The sequence below is a fragment of the Phycisphaeraceae bacterium genome, assembly GCA_019636555.1.
In the GTDB taxonomy this organism is placed as follows: Bacteria; Planctomycetota; Phycisphaerae; order Phycisphaerales; family UBA1924; genus JAFEBO01.
Genome location: JAHBXH010000001.1, coordinates 1705779 through 1724502, shown reverse-complemented (window position 1 = coordinate 1724502; position 18724 = coordinate 1705779). Strand labels below are relative to the sequence as shown.

Below are 18724 nucleotides of genomic sequence, written 5' to 3'. Positions count from 1 at the left end.
CGAACAACCGGCCTGTGTGGGTCGTCGGCAGGAGTCGACGGACGGGCCGGAGCGCGGGAGTCTTCCGTTCGGAAGGCTTCGGGTGACGCGGAGGGCGTTGCTTGCTGCTGATCGCACGGATGTGCGAGTAGCCACGCAAGGTCGATTGCTTCGAACGGGCAAGGGTCAATCCGGATCCGTCCATCGGATCGGGGTTGTCTCCAGCAAGTGCTCACTTGCAAGTCCGCGAGGGGCAAACCGAAGGAATTGCTATCCCATGACCAAGACAGCCAGTTCGACCAGACCCGCCTCGCCACCCCCGCGGAGTTGGAGCGAGGTTCGTCCCGCGCGCCGTGCTTCGATCCCCGAGGGCCTTTGGCTCCGGTGCCCCTCCTGCGCGAAAATGGTCTACCGGAGGCACCTCGAAGCCAACCTGAACGTCTGCCCAGAGTGCACCCACCACTTCCGAATTGGGGCGGCCGAACGCGTCTTGCAGCTTGCCGATCCGGACACGTTTCAGGAGATGTTCACCAATCTCCAGCCCGCCGACCCCCTCAAGTTCCGCGATCTCAAGTCCTATCGCGAGCGCCTGGTCGCCGAACAGGTCAAGACCGGCCAGATCGACGCAATCCGGGCGGGCAAGTGCTTCATCAAGGGTCGCGAAGCGATGCTCGTGTGCCTCGACCTCACCTTCATGATGGGTTCGATGGGTTCGGTCGTCGGCGAAACAATCACCCGCGCGATCGAAGCCGCGACGCCGAACAAGGCCACCGGATACGCCGGCTTGCCTGTGATCATCGTGAGTTGCTCGGGTGGCGCCAGAATGCAGGAAGCCGGCCTCAGCCTCATGCAGATGGCCAAAACGAGCGCCGCTCTCGCCCGGCTCGACGATGCCGGAGGCGTCTTCATCAGCGTCCTCACCGACCCCACCACCGGCGGCGTCACGGCCAGCTTTGCCATGCTGGGCGATGTGATCCTCGCCGAGCCCAAGGCGCTCATCGGCTTCGCCGGACCGCGCGTGATCCAGCAGACCATCCGCCAGGAATTGCCCGAAGGCTTCCAGCGATCTGAATTCCTGTTGAAGGCGGGCTTGGTTGATCGCGTTGTGCCTCGAGCCAACCTCCGAACCGAACTGGCTCGCCTCATCGACTACTCCGGTCGCTAATTCGCCCTGCTCTTCGCCCTGGAGCGGTCAAGGATCGACCCGTGAAGCGGCTTCTTCTGCCCCTGCTTGCGGGCCTTGCGCACGCACTCCTGCTCCTGTTGGCGTTCCCGCCGATCGGACTCTGGCCGTTCACGTTGGTCGCCATCGCGCCGCTAGTGTGGCTTGCGCTGCGCCCGACGCGCGTGAATTGGAAAGATGCCATTGCCGCGTCGCTCGGCGCGTCGGCCTTCTATTGGTACCAGCAGCAATGGGTCATCGAGATCTCGACGGCGGGCTACTTCCCGCTCGTCATGTACTTGTCGATCTATCCCGGGCTGTTTGTCTATCTGCTCAATGTATTGCGGCGCAGCTTCCCGCGTATGCCGCTCAGTTTGCTCATTCCGATCGCGTGGACCGGGCTCGAGTGGTTGCGGGGCGAACTCGTCTGGGACGGGTATTCATGGTTCTTGATTTCGCACCCGCTGATCGATGCGCCGGCTCTGTCGCTCTGCGGTTCGGTGATCGGCGCGTACGGAGTCGGCGCGCTTCTCGCTTCAATGGTTGGCATCGTCTTCGACTTCCTGGTCCCCATTCCCCCACGCGACGCACGCCCAACACGATTCCGCATACGAGGCATGGGACCGGCGCGGCTCGCGCTCTGCGCCGCGATCGTCGCCATCTACTTCGGCGCAACCAACCTCGCGACACGCAACCCGGCGCTGGCGGTGGCCCAGCCCGAAATCCGCGTCGGTATCGTGCAGACCAATCTGCCCCAGGACAACAAAGTCGCGTGGACGTTCGAGCAGCGACAAGAAGACTTCCCGCGTTTCCTGCAGTTGACGCGCGACGCCGCCGCCCAGAACCCCGCGCTCATCCTCTGGCCCGAGACGATGTTCCCGGGCACGTTTCTCGAGCCCTTCGAGGATGTCGACACCAACGGTCGTGTCACGGGAAAGCGAATCGTCTCCTTTGCGAATTCGCTGCTGCAGTTTCAAAAAGAATTGGGCATCCCCATGCTTGTCGGTGCGATCGGCACCGATCGCTTGCGCCTCGTTCCAGATCCCGACAAACAAGACTCGCACTTCATCTCGGATCACCGCTTCAACAGCGTGTTCCTCCTCAAAGACGGAAGGGTCGATCCGCTCCGCTACGACAAGATCCGGCTCACGCCTTTCGGCGAGACCATGCCCTACATCTCGTCGTGGCCTTGGCTCCAAAAGAGTTTGCTCTCAATCGGCGCGTCCGGCATGAGTTTCGATCTCGACCGAGGCAGCACCGACCGCATCGGTGGCTTCGAGTTCTCCCCGACGACACCCAGCCCCGATTCGAAGCGGCCCGAAGTCGTCCGCGTCGTCACTCCCATCTGCTTCGAGATCACCGAATCCAGCCTCTGCCGCAAACTCGTCAACCGTGCCGCTCAGGGTCGCGCGAGAGTACTCATCGCCAACGTCACCAACGACGGCTGGTTCGGCTCATTTGACCCGGCCCGCGTCGAACACCAGATGGCGGCAAGGTGGCGCTCCCTCGAACTCGGCGTCGCCGTCGTCCGGGCGGCCAATACCGGTATCTCGTCGGTCACCGAGTACGGGCGGGAAAACGGCAACCGGCTCATCAATGTTGAAGGCCGCTCTTCACGGGTCGCAGGCGTTCTGGTCGACAATGTCGCCCTCTTCCGCGGCACCACATTCTTCCGCGAGTATGGCGATTTCTGCTGGGTCTTCCCGCTCGCTCTCGGAACCCTGCTGATTCTCGCATTCCGGCGCCGAACGCCGAACAATTCGGTGGCTGCAACCGGTAGCAGCCTGCCGACCGGAGGTTCCTCTTGAGAAACCGCATTTTCGCCACCCTTGGCCTCGCCCTGCTTGCCGCTGCCCAAGGCTGCTCTTCCCATCAGGCTGCGAAGTCGACAACCCCGGCCGAACCCCCGCCCGCCAAGCCCCCTGCGACCAACTCTGTCGCGACCGCCACTCCCAAGGCGGCGGCCCCGAGCGCGATCAAAATCTCGCAGATCCGTGAGCGGGCCCTGCAACTGATCGAGGAGTCGGGAAACAGCCCCGACGGTCAGGTCCGGGGTTACGCGTGCGACGGCGCATCGCTTGTTCCGAACCGGTTGGGTGACACGCTCTTGAAGGGTCTGGAAGACCCGACGCCGGGTGTAAGAGCGATGGCTTCAATCGGGGCCGGACGAGCGCGATACCAGCCCGCGGCAGCCAAGATCCACTCGCTCACAAACGATCCGTCTCCGTTCGTTCGCATTTCGGCAATCTACGGGCTCAACAAATTGGGCCGGCCGATTGACCCCACGCCTCTCGCTGGTTACCTCACCGGTTCGGAACCGCTCCAGGTCCGCAGCCAAGCCGCGTGGGTGATTGGAGAGATCGGCAATCGCTCGGCCATCGCCATGCTGCGTGCCGCGGCGGTCGAAAACATCGCTCGTTCCCGTCCACTCGAAGTCCAGATTTTCCAACTCCAGTGCGGCGAAGCACGCGTGAAACTCGGAGACAACGAACCGATCGAGGGAATACGCGCGGCACTCTTCCCGGCAAGGCCGGAGGACTTCGAGTTGGCCGTGCTGGCTGTCCAGATCATCGGTGAAGTCAAAGACAATCGCTCGATGGATCAATTGATCTATCTCTCTGAATATCGCGACGCAAGGGGCAATCCGATGCCGCCGGAGTTCCGGCTCGCCTGCGCGACCGCGATCGCCAAACTCGGGCTCGACCGCGGCAGTTTCCTGGCCGACGAATACGCGAAAGACCCGAATCCGACCATTCGCCAGCAAGCGGCTTCGGTCTACGGCTACACCGCCCAGCCCGAACACTTCGCGATGCTCGAAACGATGATGAACGACCCTTCGCCGATGGTCCGGGTCGTGGCGGCATCTTCAGTCATTCGGGCACACGCTCGGCTCACCGGACAGAAGCTTCCGTAGAACGCCTCGGTTTGACAGGCCTCTCCCGGCCCGGTACAAGATGCACGCAGTTCAACCCGGCTGGCGGATCGGCGGGAACAGGTCGGCGGCGCCTGTCGGATAGACTGCATGCGGCGGAGTGCCCCCGAGTTGGCAACCCGATCGAATTCGTGTCAAATGGATGGGGGGCGTTTGGTTGATCGGGCCTGAGTAGGCTCGAATGATTCGACCCCTCGCCGGCCGGGAATGCGGACGCATTCGGCTCGGCAGACTTCAGGAGCCTCGCGTGGCGACCCTAACGAAAGTGCTTGTCATCATTGCCGCGGTCCTCAGCCTGTTTCTCTCAGCGCTGGTGATCTCGTATTCCTTCAACACCGATCAGATACTGCAGGATCGCGACAACCAGGTGTCGCAGAGCCTGGCGGCGAAGGGGCAGCTGGCCGACTACACGGCGCAGGCGAGCGCCGCGAAGGTGGCGTGGGACAAGGAGCGCGAAGCCCTCAATTCGCAGCTCACCGATCGCGAAGCACGCGCTCGTGAGCTCGAGCGTGTCAACGCCGAACTCACCCGCGCCAAGGCCAAGGCCGAACAGGATTTCCAGGCCATCACCCTCAAGATCGCCGAACTCGGCGAGACCGTCAAAACCCAGGCCACGCTCTTGACCGGCTACCGCGATGAAGTCACTGCCCTCCGCAAGAACGAACTCCGCTTCCGCGAACAGGCAGTGCAGTCGGATGACCGCATCAGCGATCTCGAAAGCCAGAACGAAGTGCTGACCCAGAGCGTGCGTGCTCTCCGCGAGCAGCTCGAAGAAGCCCGCCTCGCTCGCGAGGGCGGCTCGTCGATGGGCGTCTTCGGCGTCTCGTCCAAAGAACCTTTCGTTGACACCGGCATCCCGGTCACCGGCTCGATCGAGAACGTGACCACCGATCCCTCGACCGGATCGACGCTCGTCAAGATCAATCTCGGGAGCAACGACCGCATCCGCGAGAACCAGAAGCTGTTCATCAGCCGCGGCAACAAGTTTGTCGCCAATCTCGTCATCCTCAAGACGGACATGCGTTTCGCCATCGGCCGCGTGGACGCGCTGAACCGCGACGTCTCGGTGCAGAACGGCGATTCGGTCACCACGCGTCTCCAGTAAACATCCCTCGGCACGAGCCGCGCAAACGCGCGAGGAATTCACATGTCTCAATTCGGAATGCAGATGCCGGGTGGTCGGGCGAGGCGCGGGTCGTCGCTCGATGTCTTCACGGTGCTCGCTTTTCTCGCGGTCGTCGCGCTCGCCGTCGCCTGCGGCGTGATGTGGATGGCCGCATCCAAAGTCGGCAAGAACGGAAACCCGTTCGAGATGCAGGAGAAGGGCAACATCACTCTGCCCGAAAAGGCCCGCGTCTGACGACAGCGTGATTTTCACTTTGTTTTGGTCTGTTTCTTCGATCCGTCGCCGGCCACTTGAACTTTCGGGGCTGACGCGTATCGTTCCTCCCGCTCCAAAGGCCTCGCGGCCCGAGGATCGGAAGACAATTCGGGGCGGTAGCTCAATTGGTTAGAGTACCGGACTGTCGATCCGGTGGTTGCGGGTTCGAGTCCCGTCCGCCTCGCTTAGAAAGGCCCTTTTATGGGGCCGTTTTCTTTTCGGCTAGGTTCCGGCTAGGTCACGCGCTCTCGGACGTGCCGCGAAGATTCTTCGCACTCCCGGAATCTGACCGTACACTCTTGGCATGGACAAAGCCCAAGCGAAGGCGATAGCCAAGGCGGTAGGTGGGGAGGAGTGGCAGAGCGGCGGCGGTATCTACGTCGTCGCGCTCCGTCGCCCGGACGGGTCCATTGTCGTCTTCTCCGATGACGCGGTGGCCGAGTACGCGGACGATGAGGCTTTCGACGCGGGCACGCCCACCACAAGCATCCTCCTCCGCGATGACCCGACCGAGTATTGGGTGATTCAGGATGAGGAGGGAACGGTCATGCTCGCGGACCCGGAGCACGGGCGCGGGTGGCCCGATGAGTACGAAGCGGAGCACGAAGCGCGCGGGCTCGAATCCCGTACCGGCTTGAAGACGTGGGCGCGGCGTCAACGCTTGGAAGACACCCTCCCGGCCAAGTCCCCTTGAAGGAAGCGAGCGAGCCGCGCCCGGAGCCGCTCCACGTCCCGCGTCTGGCACTCCCACACCACGAGCACACGCCACCCTTCGCGGCGGAGCCTCCGTCGCGTGCGGGTGTCGCGTAGCCGGTTGCCGTCCAACTTTGGGAGCCAGAAGTCGAGCCGGGACTTCGGCGCGCGTTGTCCATTGGGGCAACGGTGCCGGTGCCAGAAGCATCCGTGAACGAATACCACGGCTCGCCGCGAGCGGAATACGAAGTCCGGCTTGCCGGGCACGTCGGCTGGATGGGAGACGGAGCGGAAGCGGAGGGAGCGGAGCACGTCGGCTACCAACCGCTCCGGCCCGGTGTTTCGGCCCTTCACGCGGGCCATGCGCTCCGATCTTTGTTGGGGATTCAGGGTGTCCATCGTGCTTAGCCGATTATCCCCTACAGATTCCCGGAGCGCTCATGGCAGAGCCGATCGACTACAAACGCTTGGACGCCGCTCTGCGCGAACTGCTCGCGTGCATCCCGGAGGGGGAGTTGAGCCGGGAAGGCTTGTCGTCGCGCCGGGCAAAGCGGCTCGCGGATGAGATTCGGGAGGCAATCGAGCGCCTGAGCGAACTGGCCCAAGGGATCGACACAATCCGCCAACCTCCGCTCATCTTTGACCCGAACCATCCGGAGGTGGTCGGGCGGATGGTCGGGGAAACCATGTTGAAGCAACCTCGCAACCCTTTGGGCGAGGTGCCCGGCTTCTACGGCTCCGGGGTCTACGCGCTCTACTACAAGGGCGATCATCCCGCGTACGCGCCGATCTGTGGAACAGAAGCACCGATCTACGTCGGCAAGGCGGACCCTGCGGATACCCACGCGGGAAGCCCGGAGGAGCAAGGCCCGAAGTTGGCCGGTCGGCTCCGGGACCACGCCAAGAGCATCAATGCGACGGAGAATCTGCGAATCGCAGACTTTGAGTGCCGCTATCTCGTGGTCACGAGCGGTTGGCAAAAGGCGGCAGAGGATTACCTCCTCGCGCACTTTGGACCAATATGGAATCAACCAATCTGCACGGGCTTCGGCAAGCACGGCGACGCGGCGGACACCCGAAAGAACACTCGCTCCGAGTGGGACACGCTCCACCCAGGCCGGAAGTGGGCGACGGACAAGGCAAACAAGCCCAATCCGAAGTCTCCGGATGAGATCATCGCCGAGATACTCGCCTACTACCACGAACACCCGCCGCGCGAATGACGGTCATAACTTCGTCCCCACGTTGTACGGCGCGGCGAAGGTCCGTCGCCACCACCTCCGCCATGCGCACCGGAACCGCGTTCCCGAGTTGCCGCATGGATTCGGTCCACGAGCCTTCTAGCACCCACTCATCGGGGAACGTCTGGAGCCGGGCGCACTCGCGGACGGAGAAGTACCGCACGCTTCCATCGGCGAGCCGGAGCATGTTCTCCCCGCCCGGTACGCCGTGGTCCCCGGCTTTGAGCGTCTTCGCGGGTTCGTCCATCGGGCTTCCGTTGTGCCCCGCATATGCGCGAGCACCCGGATTGAGGAAGTGATTGGGGAACTTCTCGCACGTCTGGCCGGGAGCGATGCGCGGCAAGTCGGAGATTGCATCGCGCACGGTGCGCCACGGTTGTAGCATCGCCGATGACCAGAGAGCCGAGAGCCTCTCCACTTTCGGGCGCAGACGCGGAGGCATCTTGGGGCGGTCTTTCTTCGCCACCTTGTGGCGCTCCCAGTACGAACCCGTTACCCATTGATCGAAGACAAGCGCATCCTCTTCGTGCGTCGGCGTGGGGAAAGAGAACCTCACGCCCAGGTCGGCGCGAATGCCCACGATGAGCACGCGCTCTCGGCGCTGGGGTACTCCGTAGTCGGCGGAGTTGAGGAGTTGATAGACCACGTTGTAGCGAAGTCCCTTCGCCTTCCCGCTCGTGATCGCTCGCTCTAGCCGCGCGTGGTGGTCGGTCCACTCCTCATCGCCTCTTCGGACAATCTCCGGGTAGGTGAGTTGGTGAATGATGTAGGCGTAGTAGTTGGCGAACGACTTGCGGAGAAGTCCCTTCACGTTCTCGAAGAGGAAGGCTTTGGGCTGAATCTCGCGCACCGCACGAACCGCGTGCGGGAACATGTTGCGCGCATCGTCCACGCCCCGATGCTTCCCGCCGACGCTGAAGGGCTGGCACGGTGGCCCACCCGAAACGAACTCCACCGATCCCGCGTGCCGCTTGAAGTCGTACTCCGACACGTCGCCTTGCACCACTTCCCAATCACGGACGTGCGGCACACCCGCCGCCTTGTTCCGGCGGATCGTGGCGCAGGCGTTCTCGTTCCACTCCAATACCGCTTCGTGGTCAAAGCCCGCGTTGGCGGTGGCGATTGCCAGCCCGCCCGCTCCGGCGAAGAGTTCAATAGACTTCATGCGCTCCGTGCTCCCGACAGGGTGTCGGGAGCATTGTACCCGGAGCGGTGGAGCACCGCGGCGCTTGGGGTGGAGGAATCTGTTAGCCCAAGGGGTGGGGCTGTCGATTGGCTGGGGGTTCGGACCCCGCCCGAGCCCGGCTCGGATTCGGGGGCCGCGTCAACACCTCTAGCACCTCCTCAAGCCGCTTCTCTTGGAGGAAGTACCGATCCAGCCGGACCACGGCGGGGAGTTGGCCCTTGTGGAGCAACGCCCAGAGTGCGGAGGGTTCGCACCCGAGCCGCGCCGCCGCTTCGTCGATGCGGAGGAGGGGGCAAACGATGGTCGAATCATGGCGACGGCGGCCCATCATCCCACCCGCTTTCGTACATGCTCCGCCACCTCCGGGGATAGCGCTTCGGGGTGGGTGCCCGCCAACTCCACAAGCAAGCGAACGGCGGAGAGATACGCCATATCGCCCAGTAGGGGGCCGATTGCTCGGACGGCGCGGATGGTGGCGAGCCGGAGCGCTTCGTCCGCCGGTCCCCGCCACTCACGCGCCGCGAGGGTCGCGTGATACTGGATGACGTGGCGGATTGGGTCTTCCTTGAAGACGGATCGCACCTTTAGCCGAGCGGTGCGAGCGGTCAACCCGTTGAAGTGCCCACCGGCATCGGTGACGACGGCGCAGACTCGGCGGACTGCATTCCGGTGGAGGCTGGAGGCCACGGCGCTTGCGATGGTGTTCGCGCGGGAAGTCTGACGCGCGAGTATGCGGTTTGCTTCGCTCATCGCGCACCGCCGTACTTCCGGCGCGCCGCGTCCGCCGCCGCCGCGCCATGCTGCGCCTCAAAGGCAAGTTGCTTCGTGAAGTTGAAGGATGGGCCGGGGCGGAAGCAATCATCGCTCGGGCCGCGTGCGGCGCTGAAGCCAGTTCCACGGGCGGACAAACCGCCTCCCTGCGAAGTCGGCCACCATCCGGGGCGGCGCTGGCGGAGTTCCACCACGCACCACGTTGCCGGATCGACGTTCGGGGTGGGCGCGTCCGGCTTCGTAACCACCTTGCCCGTCTTCGGGTCAAGGTGGAAGTGCTCCGCCGCGAGGTTGCGGAAGTCTTCGTAGTGGCCCATCGTGGCCCCGCTCTTGGCGAAGGCTTCGCGGAGCGCCGAGTCAACCTTCATGGCCGACACTTCAGCGCGGGAGGAGTCGCGTTCGTTCGTCGTCTCCGTGAGGCGGGCCAGGAGCGCGGCATCGTCGGCATCATCGCCCAAGCCGAAGCCTTTGGCGACGCTGGCGCGGAACTCGCGGAGCGCCGCAACTTGGGCGGTGAGTTCCTCCACGGTCGGGGTGTTGGGGTTCGTATCGCTCATGGTTACTTCGCCTCCGTTTCGAGAGCGCGGAGAGCCGCTTCGCTCCGTCCGTCTTCGCCTTGCCCGACAAGCGATTGGAAACGCGAGGTGATCGCGTCCCCGGCTCGGGCGACAAGGGTTCGTAGGGAATCCAGCGATTCCCGCTCGGTCACGAGTTCCGGCGCGAATCGCCGCTCTGCGTCAATGCGGATGCCCTCCACGTCATTCGGCGTCAAGCCCACCGCGAGAGGATCGGCGGACAAGGCGCTCGCCACCGCCTCTACCCGCCCGTCCCGAATGGCGACTCGGAGCGCCTCAAGCGCCTTCGTCTGGCCCATGTTGCGGAGAGCCGCGCGGACTTCGCTCGCCCGCGCCGCATGGGTAAGGGAGTTGCGATGCTCCTCCACTTGGAGAGCGGCTTCGATGCCCGCAACCGCCTTGGCCCGAGCGGAGCCGATGCTCTCCATCGCGCCGCCGATTGCCTTCTGTGATTCGCCCAAGGCACGCTCCACGCCCGCGCGGAGGCGACGTTGGGAGGCGGGATCGTGGTGGCGCTGTTCCTTCAACGCGCTTTCTGCGGCGCTCATCGCGCGGGCGCGTTCGTGCGCGACGGTGACGGCCCCGAGTGCGGCGGTGTACGAAGGGTGGAGCGTCTCCGCGCCGTCGGTCGGGTTCGCACCGATGACGAAGCGGCTCCGCACCGCCGAGATTGCCGAGGGGTCGGCGGAGATACTTATGCTGGTGTCGATTGGGGGTTCGGTACTCATGGCGTCTACTCGTGCGGTCTACTGACTCTGCCCGCTCCCCACGCTCGCGCGTGGAACGAAGGATCGGGACTTGAAGCCGTGCCGGGAACTGCCGATCCCGACACGGTGACTCCGGCAACGTGCCGGAGAGCAAGCCGAGCGGTGCGCATCACTTCACCGCCCAGCATGGCCCGCACCCTGCCAACGCCAATCGGAGGGGTGCGAGCCGCAAACCCTGTTCATTCGCTCTTGCGCTCCTCCGGCGCTACGAGCGGGCCGGTGTGCCCACGCGAGCGGCGCACCACCTCTTTCCACTCCTCCGTAGTGACCGGGCGAGCGGCCACCACGCAAACGGACCCGCCTTGGACTAGTTCCGTCTTTGGCCAGAATCGCCACCGCAACCACTCCGCGTTCGTGGCGGTTCCCGCCTTCACCTTGGCCGCGAGCGCCGCGTACTCGGCTTCATTCCGAATCGCGGACTTCGCCCCGGCTATCAAGTTGTCGAATGGATCGCGTGGCGGGTTCGTCGATGACATTGGGATTCTCCGGTGTGCGGCGATTGCGAATGAGGGTGAGGAGTTCAAGGAACTTCGCGCGGTCTTCTCCGTCCAAGTGGAGCACGTCGTCGGGCGTGAGGTAGAGTCCGAACCCATCGGCGCGAGTGTGCGAATGGTCGATGGTGCCTTCAATCTGAAGTTGCTTCGTCTCGCGCCACTCGGGCGACAACTTTTTCGCCATGAACTTCAGCATGTCGTTTGACGGACGGGAATCCTGTTGAACGCCCAGCAACTTCCCCGACTTGTCGAAGATGGGGCGCGTGTCGATGCGGAACGCGGCAGCGGCGATTGCTTGCTCCACGCGGCCCAGCGCGAGGGAACGCGCCTCCTCCCATCGCGCGGCCCACTCGGGATTCGCGCGAAGTGCATCCTCCAAGGTGCGCCGCCGCGAGGGTCGGCCCGTCGCGTCCGTCGCGCCTCCAGAGATAGAGAGGATCGCCGCGTGTTTGGAGCCGGTGTTCGCGTACACCTCGCACGCGACGTTGAACTCGCGCTCGGTGAGCGGTCCGCGCCGCGGTGAGTTGGGGTTCGTGGTGCTCATGGGTTCGTACAGCCTCCGCGTCGTCCGCCGTGGAAAAACCAATGGGGGTGGAGGGGGTGGTCCGCCCGCATATCCGGTTCTTTTTCCCCAACCCCCTCATCCCCTCCAGGCCGCACAGGTTGACGCAGCGCGGTTATCAACCCGAACAGCCCTTGGTTATGGACACCGAACAGACTGGCCGGATGACGGACTAGCCGGGCTCGGCTAGGCGGGTCCGAGAGAAGGGCCGATCCTGAGACGCCAAGGGCGGTTCGAGCCCGCATCAACCGGATAGGCAATCCGGTGCTCTCGCGTGCGCGTGGGTTATCGGGGCGGCGAGGGCGATACGCGGGGTGATCCGGGGTGATCCGCCCGCCGCCGCGTGAGGGGTGATCCGGGTGATCCGGGTGCGGTCCATTGCAACACGCGCCGAACTCAAACACAAAGAGAGGAAAAGAGAGAAGAGGTATACAGAGAGCGCAATGGGTGGAACCCGGCTCACCCGGCACACCCGGCATCGGCATCGTGTCAGAACGCACGGGGCGTCCCTCCCCTCTCACCGCTCCCGTTGTAGAGGCTGTAGTCTTCGATTAGCGGCGTCTGGAGCCGCACCCCGAAGAACACCGGCTCTTGCTTCCCCTCGCCCGCCTTGCGGCTCTTGCCGGGCTTGGCGCGGCCCAGCGTGGCCGCGATGAACTGCTTGGCGAAGAGTTCACGCGAGAGCGCCATCACGCCCTCCCGGATGCACCAATCGCGGTAGCGCTCGTGGAGCATCGCTTTGCTCTCCATTGCATCGTGCGCGAACTCGCACTCATCCGCGATGAATGACTCCATCGGGGAGGAGACGCGCCGAACGTGGTCCACGAGTTCGGCGGATGACGCGGGCACGCTGTAGCGCCCTTGCTTCACCAAGCGCCGCCACCCCTCAATCGACCAGTTCAAGATGCCGGGGAGTTCCGTGAGGAGTTCATCCGTGAGGGCGGGGTTCTCGCGCCCAAGGAATGAGGTGTTCATCTGAAGCACGATGAACCGGGAGGCGAGAGCGCCGCTCGGGTCCGTGATCGACGGAGGCTCATTCGAGAGGATGAGGAACCGCGTGGGGAGTCGCCCTTGCCAATCGTCCCGGTGCTTCCGGGGAATGTTCACGTCGTCTTCGCCGGAGACGCGGAGCATCGCTTCGGCCACCGCCGCAACGTCCGTCCCCTTGCCCATCCGCATATCCGAGAGGATCGCGGAGCGCTTGCCGATGAGCGGGGCGAGCCCGAAGTTCTCGCCGAGCGCCGAGAGGCGGGGCGAACAGACATTGGCCGGGCCGATGACCCGTGCGAAGACCCGAACCGTGGTCCCCTTGCCGGATCGCGGTGGGCCGATGATCGTGAGAATCTTCTGTTGGGAGGTGTCGTCCGTGAGCCCGTTCCCGAACCACTCTTGAATCACGGGGATGCAATCGGGTTCGTATGAGGCTTCAAGGAAGCGAAGCCACCGCTCGGGGGCCGGGGCGCTCGCGCTGTACGCATAGTCCAGCGCGTTCAGCGTGAAGAGTGCCGGATCGGCGGGGAGGAGTTCACCGCTCGGGAGGTGGAGGAGCCCGTTCGGGAGCGCCACGAGTTCACCGGGCTTCGGGCCGGCGCGCCCATCCAACCAACTCGGCGGGGTGTGCTCATGCTTGGGCACGAGGGCGAGCGAATCGAGCGCATCTACCACGTTCGATACCGCCGCCGCATGGGTCGGGAGTTCCTCCCGTTCCATCGTCGCGTACACCTCTCGGCGGATCGCGCCGTCTTCCACGGGGCGGTAGCACCCTCCCCGGTACTCGAACCATTCATCTTGATAGCGGAGGAGCCGACGTTCCCGCGCCGCCAGGAGCATCCGCCCCACGTCGCGCCCGGATACGTTGTCTTCGTCGCGCCCGCCCTTCGCCTTCGCCTTGGGCTTGCCCCACGTCCACCACTTCACCAACTTCGGCGCGACGGACGCGATGCCGAGCAACTCGCACAAGCGGGTAAGCCCGGTGCAAGGGTCGCCCGCTTCCATCTTCTCACGGGTGGCGCTCGCCTTCGTCCCGCGCTTCGCGTGCTCCTCATCCCCGGCCAGTTCCGCCACAAGCGATACCGCTTCGTTCGCCGCATCATCGCTCATCCCCGCGCCGATGCAAGCGCCGGTGAGGGCGAGGGCGAGTTCATCCCGGTTCCCCGCCACTCGGGGCCACTTGCGGACGAACACCGCGAGCACGGCAACGCGGGCGATGATCGCCTCCACCTCCGCGAGCCGGAGCACGGGCGGCGCGCCGGGCCGCTTCCATGCGATGCGAACCCCGGAGGGATGCACGGAGGGCGGGAACATGGTGTAGTGACCGCTCCCGCGAATCTCCGCTACCATCGCTTTATCGTCGGCGGGGAGCCCGAGCGCCGCCGCCTCATCCTTCGTGAATCCGAACTTCGTGATTCGGTGCTCGCCTTCGCACACAAACAGGAAGTGCGAAGCCGCGAGGTTCTCGCGTCCGAACGTCGGACACTCCGCGAGCGTCGCGGAGCGGGCCAGGAGCGCCGCCACCTCCGGCCAATCGCAATCAATGTCCGCGAGGTTGCGGGAGTTCGTGCCGAGCACAATCCCGACGTTTGCGCCCGCCTTGTAGAGCGAATCGAGCGCTTCGGGCGGGCGCGCGATGCCCCACTTGCCCACCGATTGCTTGGAGCGGTGCTCCAGCGCCACCTCCCGGAGCCCCATCGCGCGATAGCCGAGCGCTGCTTCACCGATGGAAGCGGGGGCGTCCGCGCCGAACTGGAGCGGGGCGAGGGGCCGGGATGGGTCCGCGAGGTAACTCATGCGCGCTTCGCCCGTCCCTTCCGTTCCTCCGCTTCGTACTTCGCACGCGGACGAATGACCACGGGCAACCAGTGATCCGACTTGTACGGGTGGGCTTTCGTAGCGATGGGGAGCGTGAGTGTCGCGCCGTCAAGGATGTAGACCATCGGGGAGCACAGCGCGAGGGCGAGCGGCCCGCGCTTCGCGGTCAAGTCATTGACCGCGGCGCAGAACTCGCGGCTCATGCCGACCCAATAGAGGAGGGTCGGGAGGCGCTCCGGTGCGAGTCCGACTTCGCCGCGCATGTTGAACCGGGAGCCGAACTCCCGTTGGAGTTCCGCGAACGTAACGTGGTCATGTTCGTTGACGTACCCCAAGATTGCTTGGCGGAGTTCGACGTTCACGCTCCGGCGCTCCCTTCCGCCGCGCGGTGCGAACCCGCCTCCAGAGACGCGGCCACGGCTTCACCCGCCGCTCGCATGAGCGCATCGCGCCATGCGACGGGGATTCGGATGCTGCCGGAAACCTTGATCGCGGGAATCTGGCCCGAGTCGATCAAGCGGTAGACGCTCTTGGTGCTTAGGCGGGTGAGACGCGCAGCCTCACTCACGGTCAAGAATGGCAAGTCGGCGGCGGTGCTCATCGGGCCACCTCAGCGCGGGAGCGAATCCACGCTTCAACGTCGGCGCGCGTGGTGCGAACGCACTTCGCGCCAAGTGAGTAGCACCGGGGGCCGCGCCCCAACGAACGCTCCGCCATGAGGTGGCGAAGACTTACCGTGGCCAGCGACGCGGCTTCCGCCAGCGTCAACACAGCATCGGGAGCGAGTGAGAGGAGGGCCGCTTGATCGCGTCCCGTGGCTCGCCGCGTCTTTGGTTTCTCAGTTTGCGTACCCATCGGCTACTTCTCCAGCGATGGGGTTCTTGTCCCATCGTGAGAAGTAGACGCTGTGGCCAGAGGCGGGGGAAGAGGTGCGAGCGCACTTCGCCCAAGTGACGCCCGAGTGAGAGCGGGAATCTACAGCGTGCGCCGCTTCCGGGCCGCTCGGCGCTCGTTCTCTAAGTCGAGGGCGACCCGTTCGAGTTCGTCAAGGTCGAACTTCCAGCGCTGCCGGGAGAGTTTGTTCGCGGCAATGCGCCCGTTCGAGATGTAGTTCTCAATGAACCGATCCGACTTCCCTTCCACGCCCAGAATGTCGGCGGCGCGAGAGATGGGAAGCACCACGGCGCGCGGGCAGTCTTCGGGGACGGCGCGGGGACCATGCGCCACCTCATTCCAACGCGCGTCGCGTTCGGCCCCTTGCTTCGCCAGCAACGCGAGCACCTCGCGGGGATTCACCTTGGCGGTGCCCGCGTGCATCCACGGGCCGTAGACCCGCTCCAAGTAGAGTTCGCCGCGTGTGGGCCGCTTCGCTTGTGGCTTTCGCTTGCTCACGCCACTCCCTCCTCGCCACGCTTCACCGCTTCCCGCACCTTGCCCGCCGTGCGTTGGATCGCGGCTCGCACCGCCTCCGTGCCGGGGCGGGCGTACCGCTCCGTGGTGCGGATGCTCCGGTGCCCGAGCGCCCGTTGAATCACGAAGGCATTCTCGCCCGTCTCGGACATTCGGGTAGCGAGGTTCGCGCGTAGATCATGTAGGCGCGTTCCTTCGTCCGTCTCCTCCAAGCCCGCGAGTTCCTTCACCCGTGCCCAAGCATCGTGGTACGCGAGGAAGTGCCCGCGCTTGCTCTTGTCATTCCCGGCGGGGAAGACGTACACCGCGCCCGGCGCGGCGCTCGCCTTGCGGCGCTTCAGAATGTCGAGAGCCTCATCGGGAAGCCCAGCCGTGTGGGGATCGCCATTCTTGAAGTGCCGGGCGGAGATTCGCCACGTCCCCCCGATGAAGTCCACACCGGACCACTTCATTGCCCGCACGTTCCCGGCACGCTGGCCGGTCCAGAGGCAGAGACGGAGCAAGTCCGCCTCCGTGCGCCGATTCTCGCGGGCCTTCGCTTGCTTGCGGGAGAGGTTCTCGCGCCAGCGCTCGCGGGCTTCCGCCAACTTTGCGGCATCCTTCGGCTTTCGATACTCCGGCCAATCGGCGGGGTCGGTCCCTTCGTTGCCGGAGACGCTCACGGGCTCGGATTCGTACACGTCGATAGCGCGGAGGAGTGCGCGCAACTCGGCATCATTGAACGTGCGTTGGCGCTGGTGCTCGGGGTTTCGCACCACGCCGCTAGCGGGGTTGTGCGCGCCTTGCGGCAAGTGGTGGGCGAGAATCGCGGAGAGGAGGGAGAGAGTGCGATTCGCGGCTCCGGGACTTCCCTCCGCCGTGATCCGGGCATGGATGCGGCGCAACCACTCGGTATCGACGGTGGACATTGGCACGCGGGCATGGGGCTTGACGTGCTTTCGGAACCCGAGCACGAGTTCCCGCCACGTCCGCAACTTGCCCTTGTGCGCCCGGAAGTACCGGCCCGCCACGGCGCGGAACGTCAACTCGCCCGGCGCGAGGGTGGGCGTCTCCTCCGGGGCGTCCGGCTCCTCCGGGAGCCCATCGGCGATGCGCACCTTGCGGCGCTGCGCCTCATCGCGGGCACGCTCCACGCTCCAGCCGTCCGCGCGGACAGGGTGGAGGTTCCGCTTCACGGGCTTCCCGTCGATCCATGTATAGAGCATGAACCGGACGGAGCCCGTGGCGGGGACGCGCACCGCGAGGGCCGGTTGCTTGGAATCGAACCACGTCACTTCGCCCGTGGCGGGCCGGGCCAGCGTGATCGGCTCGCCCGCCTCATCGACCACGCCCGGCGCGCGGACCGTCTGGCCGTTCGCCACGGCCAAGAGGTGGGCCTTCTCAAAGCGGAATCGGAGTGTCGGTCGGCGGGCTCCCATCGGGCGTTCCTCATTCGGCTAGTCCGGCTAGGAGTTGCCCGCGCTCGCGTGCATCAACCCGCATCGACGGACGGTTGGCCGGATGTAATATCGCCTCTGTAAGCCCCGAATCCAAGGTCACTTGCGCACTATTCGGCTAGGTGCATCCGTGTGCATCGTCTATGACGGATAGAGCGCGACTGTCGATCCGGTGGTTGCGGGTTCGATTCCCGTCCGCCTCGCTTCAAGCGGCCCGAAATGGGCCGCTTTGCTTTTTGAAGGCATGATCCGTTTCCTCGCGATCTACGGCTGCTATCAGCCGGCCGATTTCGGCTCTGAAAGCGCCCTGACCGCCTCGCCCTCATCCTCGTACATCCCGAGCAGCCCCTCGACCTTTGAAATCTCGAGTTGCGTTCTCAATTCGGCCGGCGCGTGCAGGATCCCCACCCTCGCGTGCGCATCTTTCCGCCGGCGCACCGCGTTCACAAGATGCGCAACCGTCGCGAAGTCGCTCCCGCTCGTCCCGGCAAAGTCGAGCAGCAGCGGATAGTGGAACAGCCCCACCCGGTCGGCCTCGTCGATCGTCTTCTGCGCATCACGCGCCGCCTCCCGCCCGACATTCCCCTGAAGGCGCATGATGCACACGCCGTTCCGCATTTCCACAGCGCGAACAAGCGGCGGCCAAATCGCCGCCGCACCGCCGCTGCCGAAGATGCCTTCGAATTCCATCGTAAATTCCCGGTGATGCAGGGGCCCGGAATCGACCATCGTTCCAATTCTACTGTCCGGCTTGTCCAGCCGATCCGTTCTCCCTGCTCGGCACGTTCAAACATCAAAAGCCGCCGAGCCAAGAAACCTCCGCCTCATGACGCACCGGGTGCGAGCGCCCTGATCGCCTCGCCTTCGTTCTCGTACATCCCGAACAGCCCCTCGACCTTCCCGATCTCGAGCTGAGTTTTCAATTCTTTGGGCGCATGCAGGAGCCCCACCTTCGCGTGCGCGTGCATCCGCCGGCGCACCGCCTCGACCAAATACGACACCGTCGAGAAATCGCTGCCGCTCGCCCCCGAAAAATCGATCAGGAGCGGCCGGTTGAAGAGCCCCAGCTGGTTCGCCTTCTCCACCCGTGCGTTCACCTCATCGGCGATGCCGCGCCCCACATTGCCCTGTACCCGCATGATGCAGACGCCATCGATCGTTTCGACCGCGCGAAGAAACGGCGGCAGACCGACCGGAGGCTCGTGCTTGCTGAAGAGACGGTGCAGGTCCATGATGCCCTGAAGAGTATCGGCATCCTCACCAGCGGCGTTTTGTGCGTGTCGAATGTTTCGGCATTCCACCCGTGTGCAGATTCCTCCGCGAGCTT

General features: G+C 64.8%; 20 protein-coding genes and 1 tRNA gene. 8 read left to right on the top strand and 13 right to left on the bottom strand.

All coding sequences use genetic code 11. The annotated features are described in order from the left end of the window. Window positions 1–256 precede the first annotated feature (256 nt). The 7 genes from accD to KF691_07145 all read left to right on the top strand — a co-directional run bounded on the left by accD (window position 257) and on the right by KF691_07145 (window position 6148). A complete protein-coding gene (accD, locus tag KF691_07175) occupies window positions 257–1144 on the top strand; it encodes an acetyl-CoA carboxylase, carboxyltransferase subunit beta (GenBank protein MBX3389223.1) in 888 nt (295 codons plus the stop codon). A 41-nt stretch (window positions 1145–1185) separates the two neighbouring features. After that, a complete protein-coding gene (lnt, locus tag KF691_07170) occupies window positions 1186–2949 on the top strand; it encodes an apolipoprotein N-acyltransferase (GenBank protein ID MBX3389222.1) in 1764 nt (587 codons plus the stop codon). Then, window positions 2946–4055, top strand: coding sequence for a HEAT repeat domain-containing protein (locus KF691_07165; GenBank protein MBX3389221.1), 1110 nt, complete (start codon window positions 2946–2948; stop codon window positions 4053–4055). The genes lnt and KF691_07165 overlap by 4 nt, the downstream gene beginning before the upstream one ends. Before the next feature lie 265 nt (window positions 4056–4320). After that, window positions 4321–5178, top strand: a complete 858-nt coding sequence (locus KF691_07160; GenBank protein MBX3389220.1) for a hypothetical protein — start codon at window positions 4321–4323, stop codon at window positions 5176–5178. Window positions 5179–5220: 42 nt separating this feature from the next. Continuing rightward, window positions 5221–5433, top strand: a complete 213-nt coding sequence (locus tag KF691_07155) for a hypothetical protein (GenBank protein ID MBX3389219.1) — start codon at window positions 5221–5223, stop codon at window positions 5431–5433. A gap of 131 nt (window positions 5434–5564) precedes the next feature. Then, a tRNA-Asp gene (locus KF691_07150) sits at window positions 5565–5638 on the top strand. 120 nt (window positions 5639–5758) lie between these two features. Beyond that, window positions 5759–6148, top strand: a complete 390-nt coding sequence (locus tag KF691_07145; GenBank protein MBX3389218.1) for a hypothetical protein — start codon at window positions 5759–5761, stop codon at window positions 6146–6148. On the opposite strand, the gene vsr is transcribed toward KF691_07145, so the two are convergent. Then, window positions 6109–6510: a DNA mismatch endonuclease Vsr gene (gene vsr, locus KF691_07140; protein ID MBX3389217.1), complete on the bottom strand. Its 402-nt coding sequence runs from the start codon at window positions 6508–6510 to the stop codon at window positions 6109–6111. The two genes, KF691_07145 and vsr, sit on opposite strands and share 40 nt — an antisense overlap. A 77-nt stretch (window positions 6511–6587) precedes the next feature. On the opposite strand from vsr, the gene KF691_07135 reads away from it, so the two are divergent. Then, complete coding sequence (locus KF691_07135) at window positions 6588–7370, top strand: Eco29kI family restriction endonuclease (protein MBX3389216.1); 783 nt, start codon at window positions 6588–6590, stop codon at window positions 7368–7370. On the opposite strand, the gene KF691_07130 is transcribed toward KF691_07135, so the two are convergent. The 12 genes from KF691_07130 to KF691_07075 all read right to left on the bottom strand — a co-directional run bounded on the left by KF691_07130 (window position 7321) and on the right by KF691_07075 (window position 18629). Next, entirely contained in the window at window positions 7321–8553 is a 1233-nt protein-coding gene (locus tag KF691_07130) for a DNA cytosine methyltransferase (GenBank protein MBX3389215.1), read from the bottom strand. The genes KF691_07135 and KF691_07130 overlap by 50 nt on opposite strands. 348 nt (window positions 8554–8901) lie before the next feature. Next, a complete protein-coding gene (locus tag KF691_07125) occupies window positions 8902–9324 on the bottom strand; it encodes a hypothetical protein (protein ID MBX3389214.1) in 423 nt (140 codons plus the stop codon). Then, entirely contained in the window at window positions 9321–9902 is a 582-nt protein-coding gene (locus tag KF691_07120) for a hypothetical protein (protein MBX3389213.1), read from the bottom strand. Before KF691_07120 ends, KF691_07125 begins: the two co-directional genes overlap by 4 nt. 2 nt (window positions 9903–9904) lie before the next feature. Further along, window positions 9905–10648 (bottom strand): hypothetical protein, encoded by a 744-nt coding sequence (locus KF691_07115; GenBank protein ID MBX3389212.1) that lies wholly within the window; start codon window positions 10646–10648, stop codon window positions 9905–9907. 441 nt (window positions 10649–11089) lie between these two features. Next, window positions 11090–11725: a hypothetical protein gene (locus KF691_07110; GenBank protein ID MBX3389211.1), complete on the bottom strand. Its 636-nt coding sequence runs from the start codon at window positions 11723–11725 to the stop codon at window positions 11090–11092. A gap of 507 nt (window positions 11726–12232) precedes the next feature. After that, complete coding sequence (locus tag KF691_07105; GenBank protein MBX3389210.1) at window positions 12233–14530, bottom strand: bifunctional DNA primase/polymerase; 2298 nt, start codon at window positions 14528–14530, stop codon at window positions 12233–12235. After that, on the bottom strand, window positions 14527–14913 hold the full coding sequence (locus tag KF691_07100; protein ID MBX3389209.1) for a hypothetical protein: 387 nt from the start codon (window positions 14911–14913) through the stop codon (window positions 14527–14529). Before KF691_07100 ends, KF691_07105 begins: the two co-directional genes overlap by 4 nt. After that, complete coding sequence (locus KF691_07095; protein ID MBX3389208.1) at window positions 14910–15152, bottom strand: helix-turn-helix domain-containing protein; 243 nt, start codon at window positions 15150–15152, stop codon at window positions 14910–14912. Before KF691_07095 ends, KF691_07100 begins: the two co-directional genes overlap by 4 nt. A gap of 374 nt (window positions 15153–15526) precedes the next feature. Continuing rightward, a complete protein-coding gene (locus KF691_07090; protein MBX3389207.1) occupies window positions 15527–15943 on the bottom strand; it encodes a hypothetical protein in 417 nt (138 codons plus the stop codon). Further along, complete coding sequence (locus tag KF691_07085) at window positions 15940–17379, bottom strand: tyrosine-type recombinase/integrase (protein MBX3389206.1); 1440 nt, start codon at window positions 17377–17379, stop codon at window positions 15940–15942. The genes KF691_07090 and KF691_07085 overlap by 4 nt, the downstream gene beginning before the upstream one ends. 294 nt (window positions 17380–17673) lie before the next feature. Beyond that, on the bottom strand, window positions 17674–18126 hold the full coding sequence (locus KF691_07080; protein MBX3389205.1) for an STAS domain-containing protein: 453 nt from the start codon (window positions 18124–18126) through the stop codon (window positions 17674–17676). 95 nt (window positions 18127–18221) lie between these two features. Further along, window positions 18222–18629, bottom strand: a complete 408-nt coding sequence (locus KF691_07075; GenBank protein ID MBX3389204.1) for an STAS domain-containing protein — start codon at window positions 18627–18629, stop codon at window positions 18222–18224. Window positions 18630–18724 lie beyond the last annotated feature (95 nt).

Excerpts from the sequence above, each read along its gene's own strand:
- KF691_07145 (MBX3389218.1), top strand. The coding sequence starts at position 5,759 with ATGGACAAAGCCCAAGCGAAGGCGATAGCCAAGGCGGTAGGTGGGGAG.
- KF691_07110 (MBX3389211.1), bottom strand. The coding sequence starts at position 11,725 with ATGAGCACCACGAACCCCAACTCACCGCGGCGCGGACCGCTCACCGAG.
- KF691_07080 (MBX3389205.1), bottom strand. The coding sequence starts at position 18,126 with ATGGTCGATTCCGGGCCCCTGCATCACCGGGAATTTACGATGGAATTC.
- KF691_07155 (MBX3389219.1), top strand. The coding sequence starts at position 5,221 with ATGTCTCAATTCGGAATGCAGATGCCGGGTGGTCGGGCGAGGCGCGGG.
- KF691_07105 (MBX3389210.1), bottom strand. The coding sequence starts at position 14,530 with ATGAGTTACCTCGCGGACCCATCCCGGCCCCTCGCCCCGCTCCAGTTC.
- KF691_07075 (MBX3389204.1), bottom strand. The coding sequence starts at position 18,629 with ATGGACCTGCACCGTCTCTTCAGCAAGCACGAGCCTCCGGTCGGTCTG.
- KF691_07130 (MBX3389215.1), bottom strand. The coding sequence starts at position 8,553 with ATGAAGTCTATTGAACTCTTCGCCGGAGCGGGCGGGCTGGCAATCGCC.
- KF691_07095 (MBX3389208.1), bottom strand. The coding sequence starts at position 15,152 with ATGAGCACCGCCGCCGACTTGCCATTCTTGACCGTGAGTGAGGCTGCG.
- KF691_07125 (MBX3389214.1), bottom strand. The coding sequence starts at position 9,324 with ATGAGCGAAGCAAACCGCATACTCGCGCGTCAGACTTCCCGCGCGAAC.
- accD (MBX3389223.1), top strand. The coding sequence starts at position 257 with ATGACCAAGACAGCCAGTTCGACCAGACCCGCCTCGCCACCCCCGCGG.
- vsr (MBX3389217.1), bottom strand. The coding sequence starts at position 6,510 with ATGGCCCGCGTGAAGGGCCGAAACACCGGGCCGGAGCGGTTGGTAGCC.
- KF691_07115 (MBX3389212.1), bottom strand. The coding sequence starts at position 10,648 with ATGAGTACCGAACCCCCAATCGACACCAGCATAAGTATCTCCGCCGAC.
- KF691_07135 (MBX3389216.1), top strand. The coding sequence starts at position 6,588 with ATGGCAGAGCCGATCGACTACAAACGCTTGGACGCCGCTCTGCGCGAA.
- KF691_07085 (MBX3389206.1), bottom strand. The coding sequence starts at position 17,379 with ATGGGAGCCCGCCGACCGACACTCCGATTCCGCTTTGAGAAGGCCCAC.
- KF691_07120 (MBX3389213.1), bottom strand. The coding sequence starts at position 9,902 with ATGAGCGATACGAACCCCAACACCCCGACCGTGGAGGAACTCACCGCC.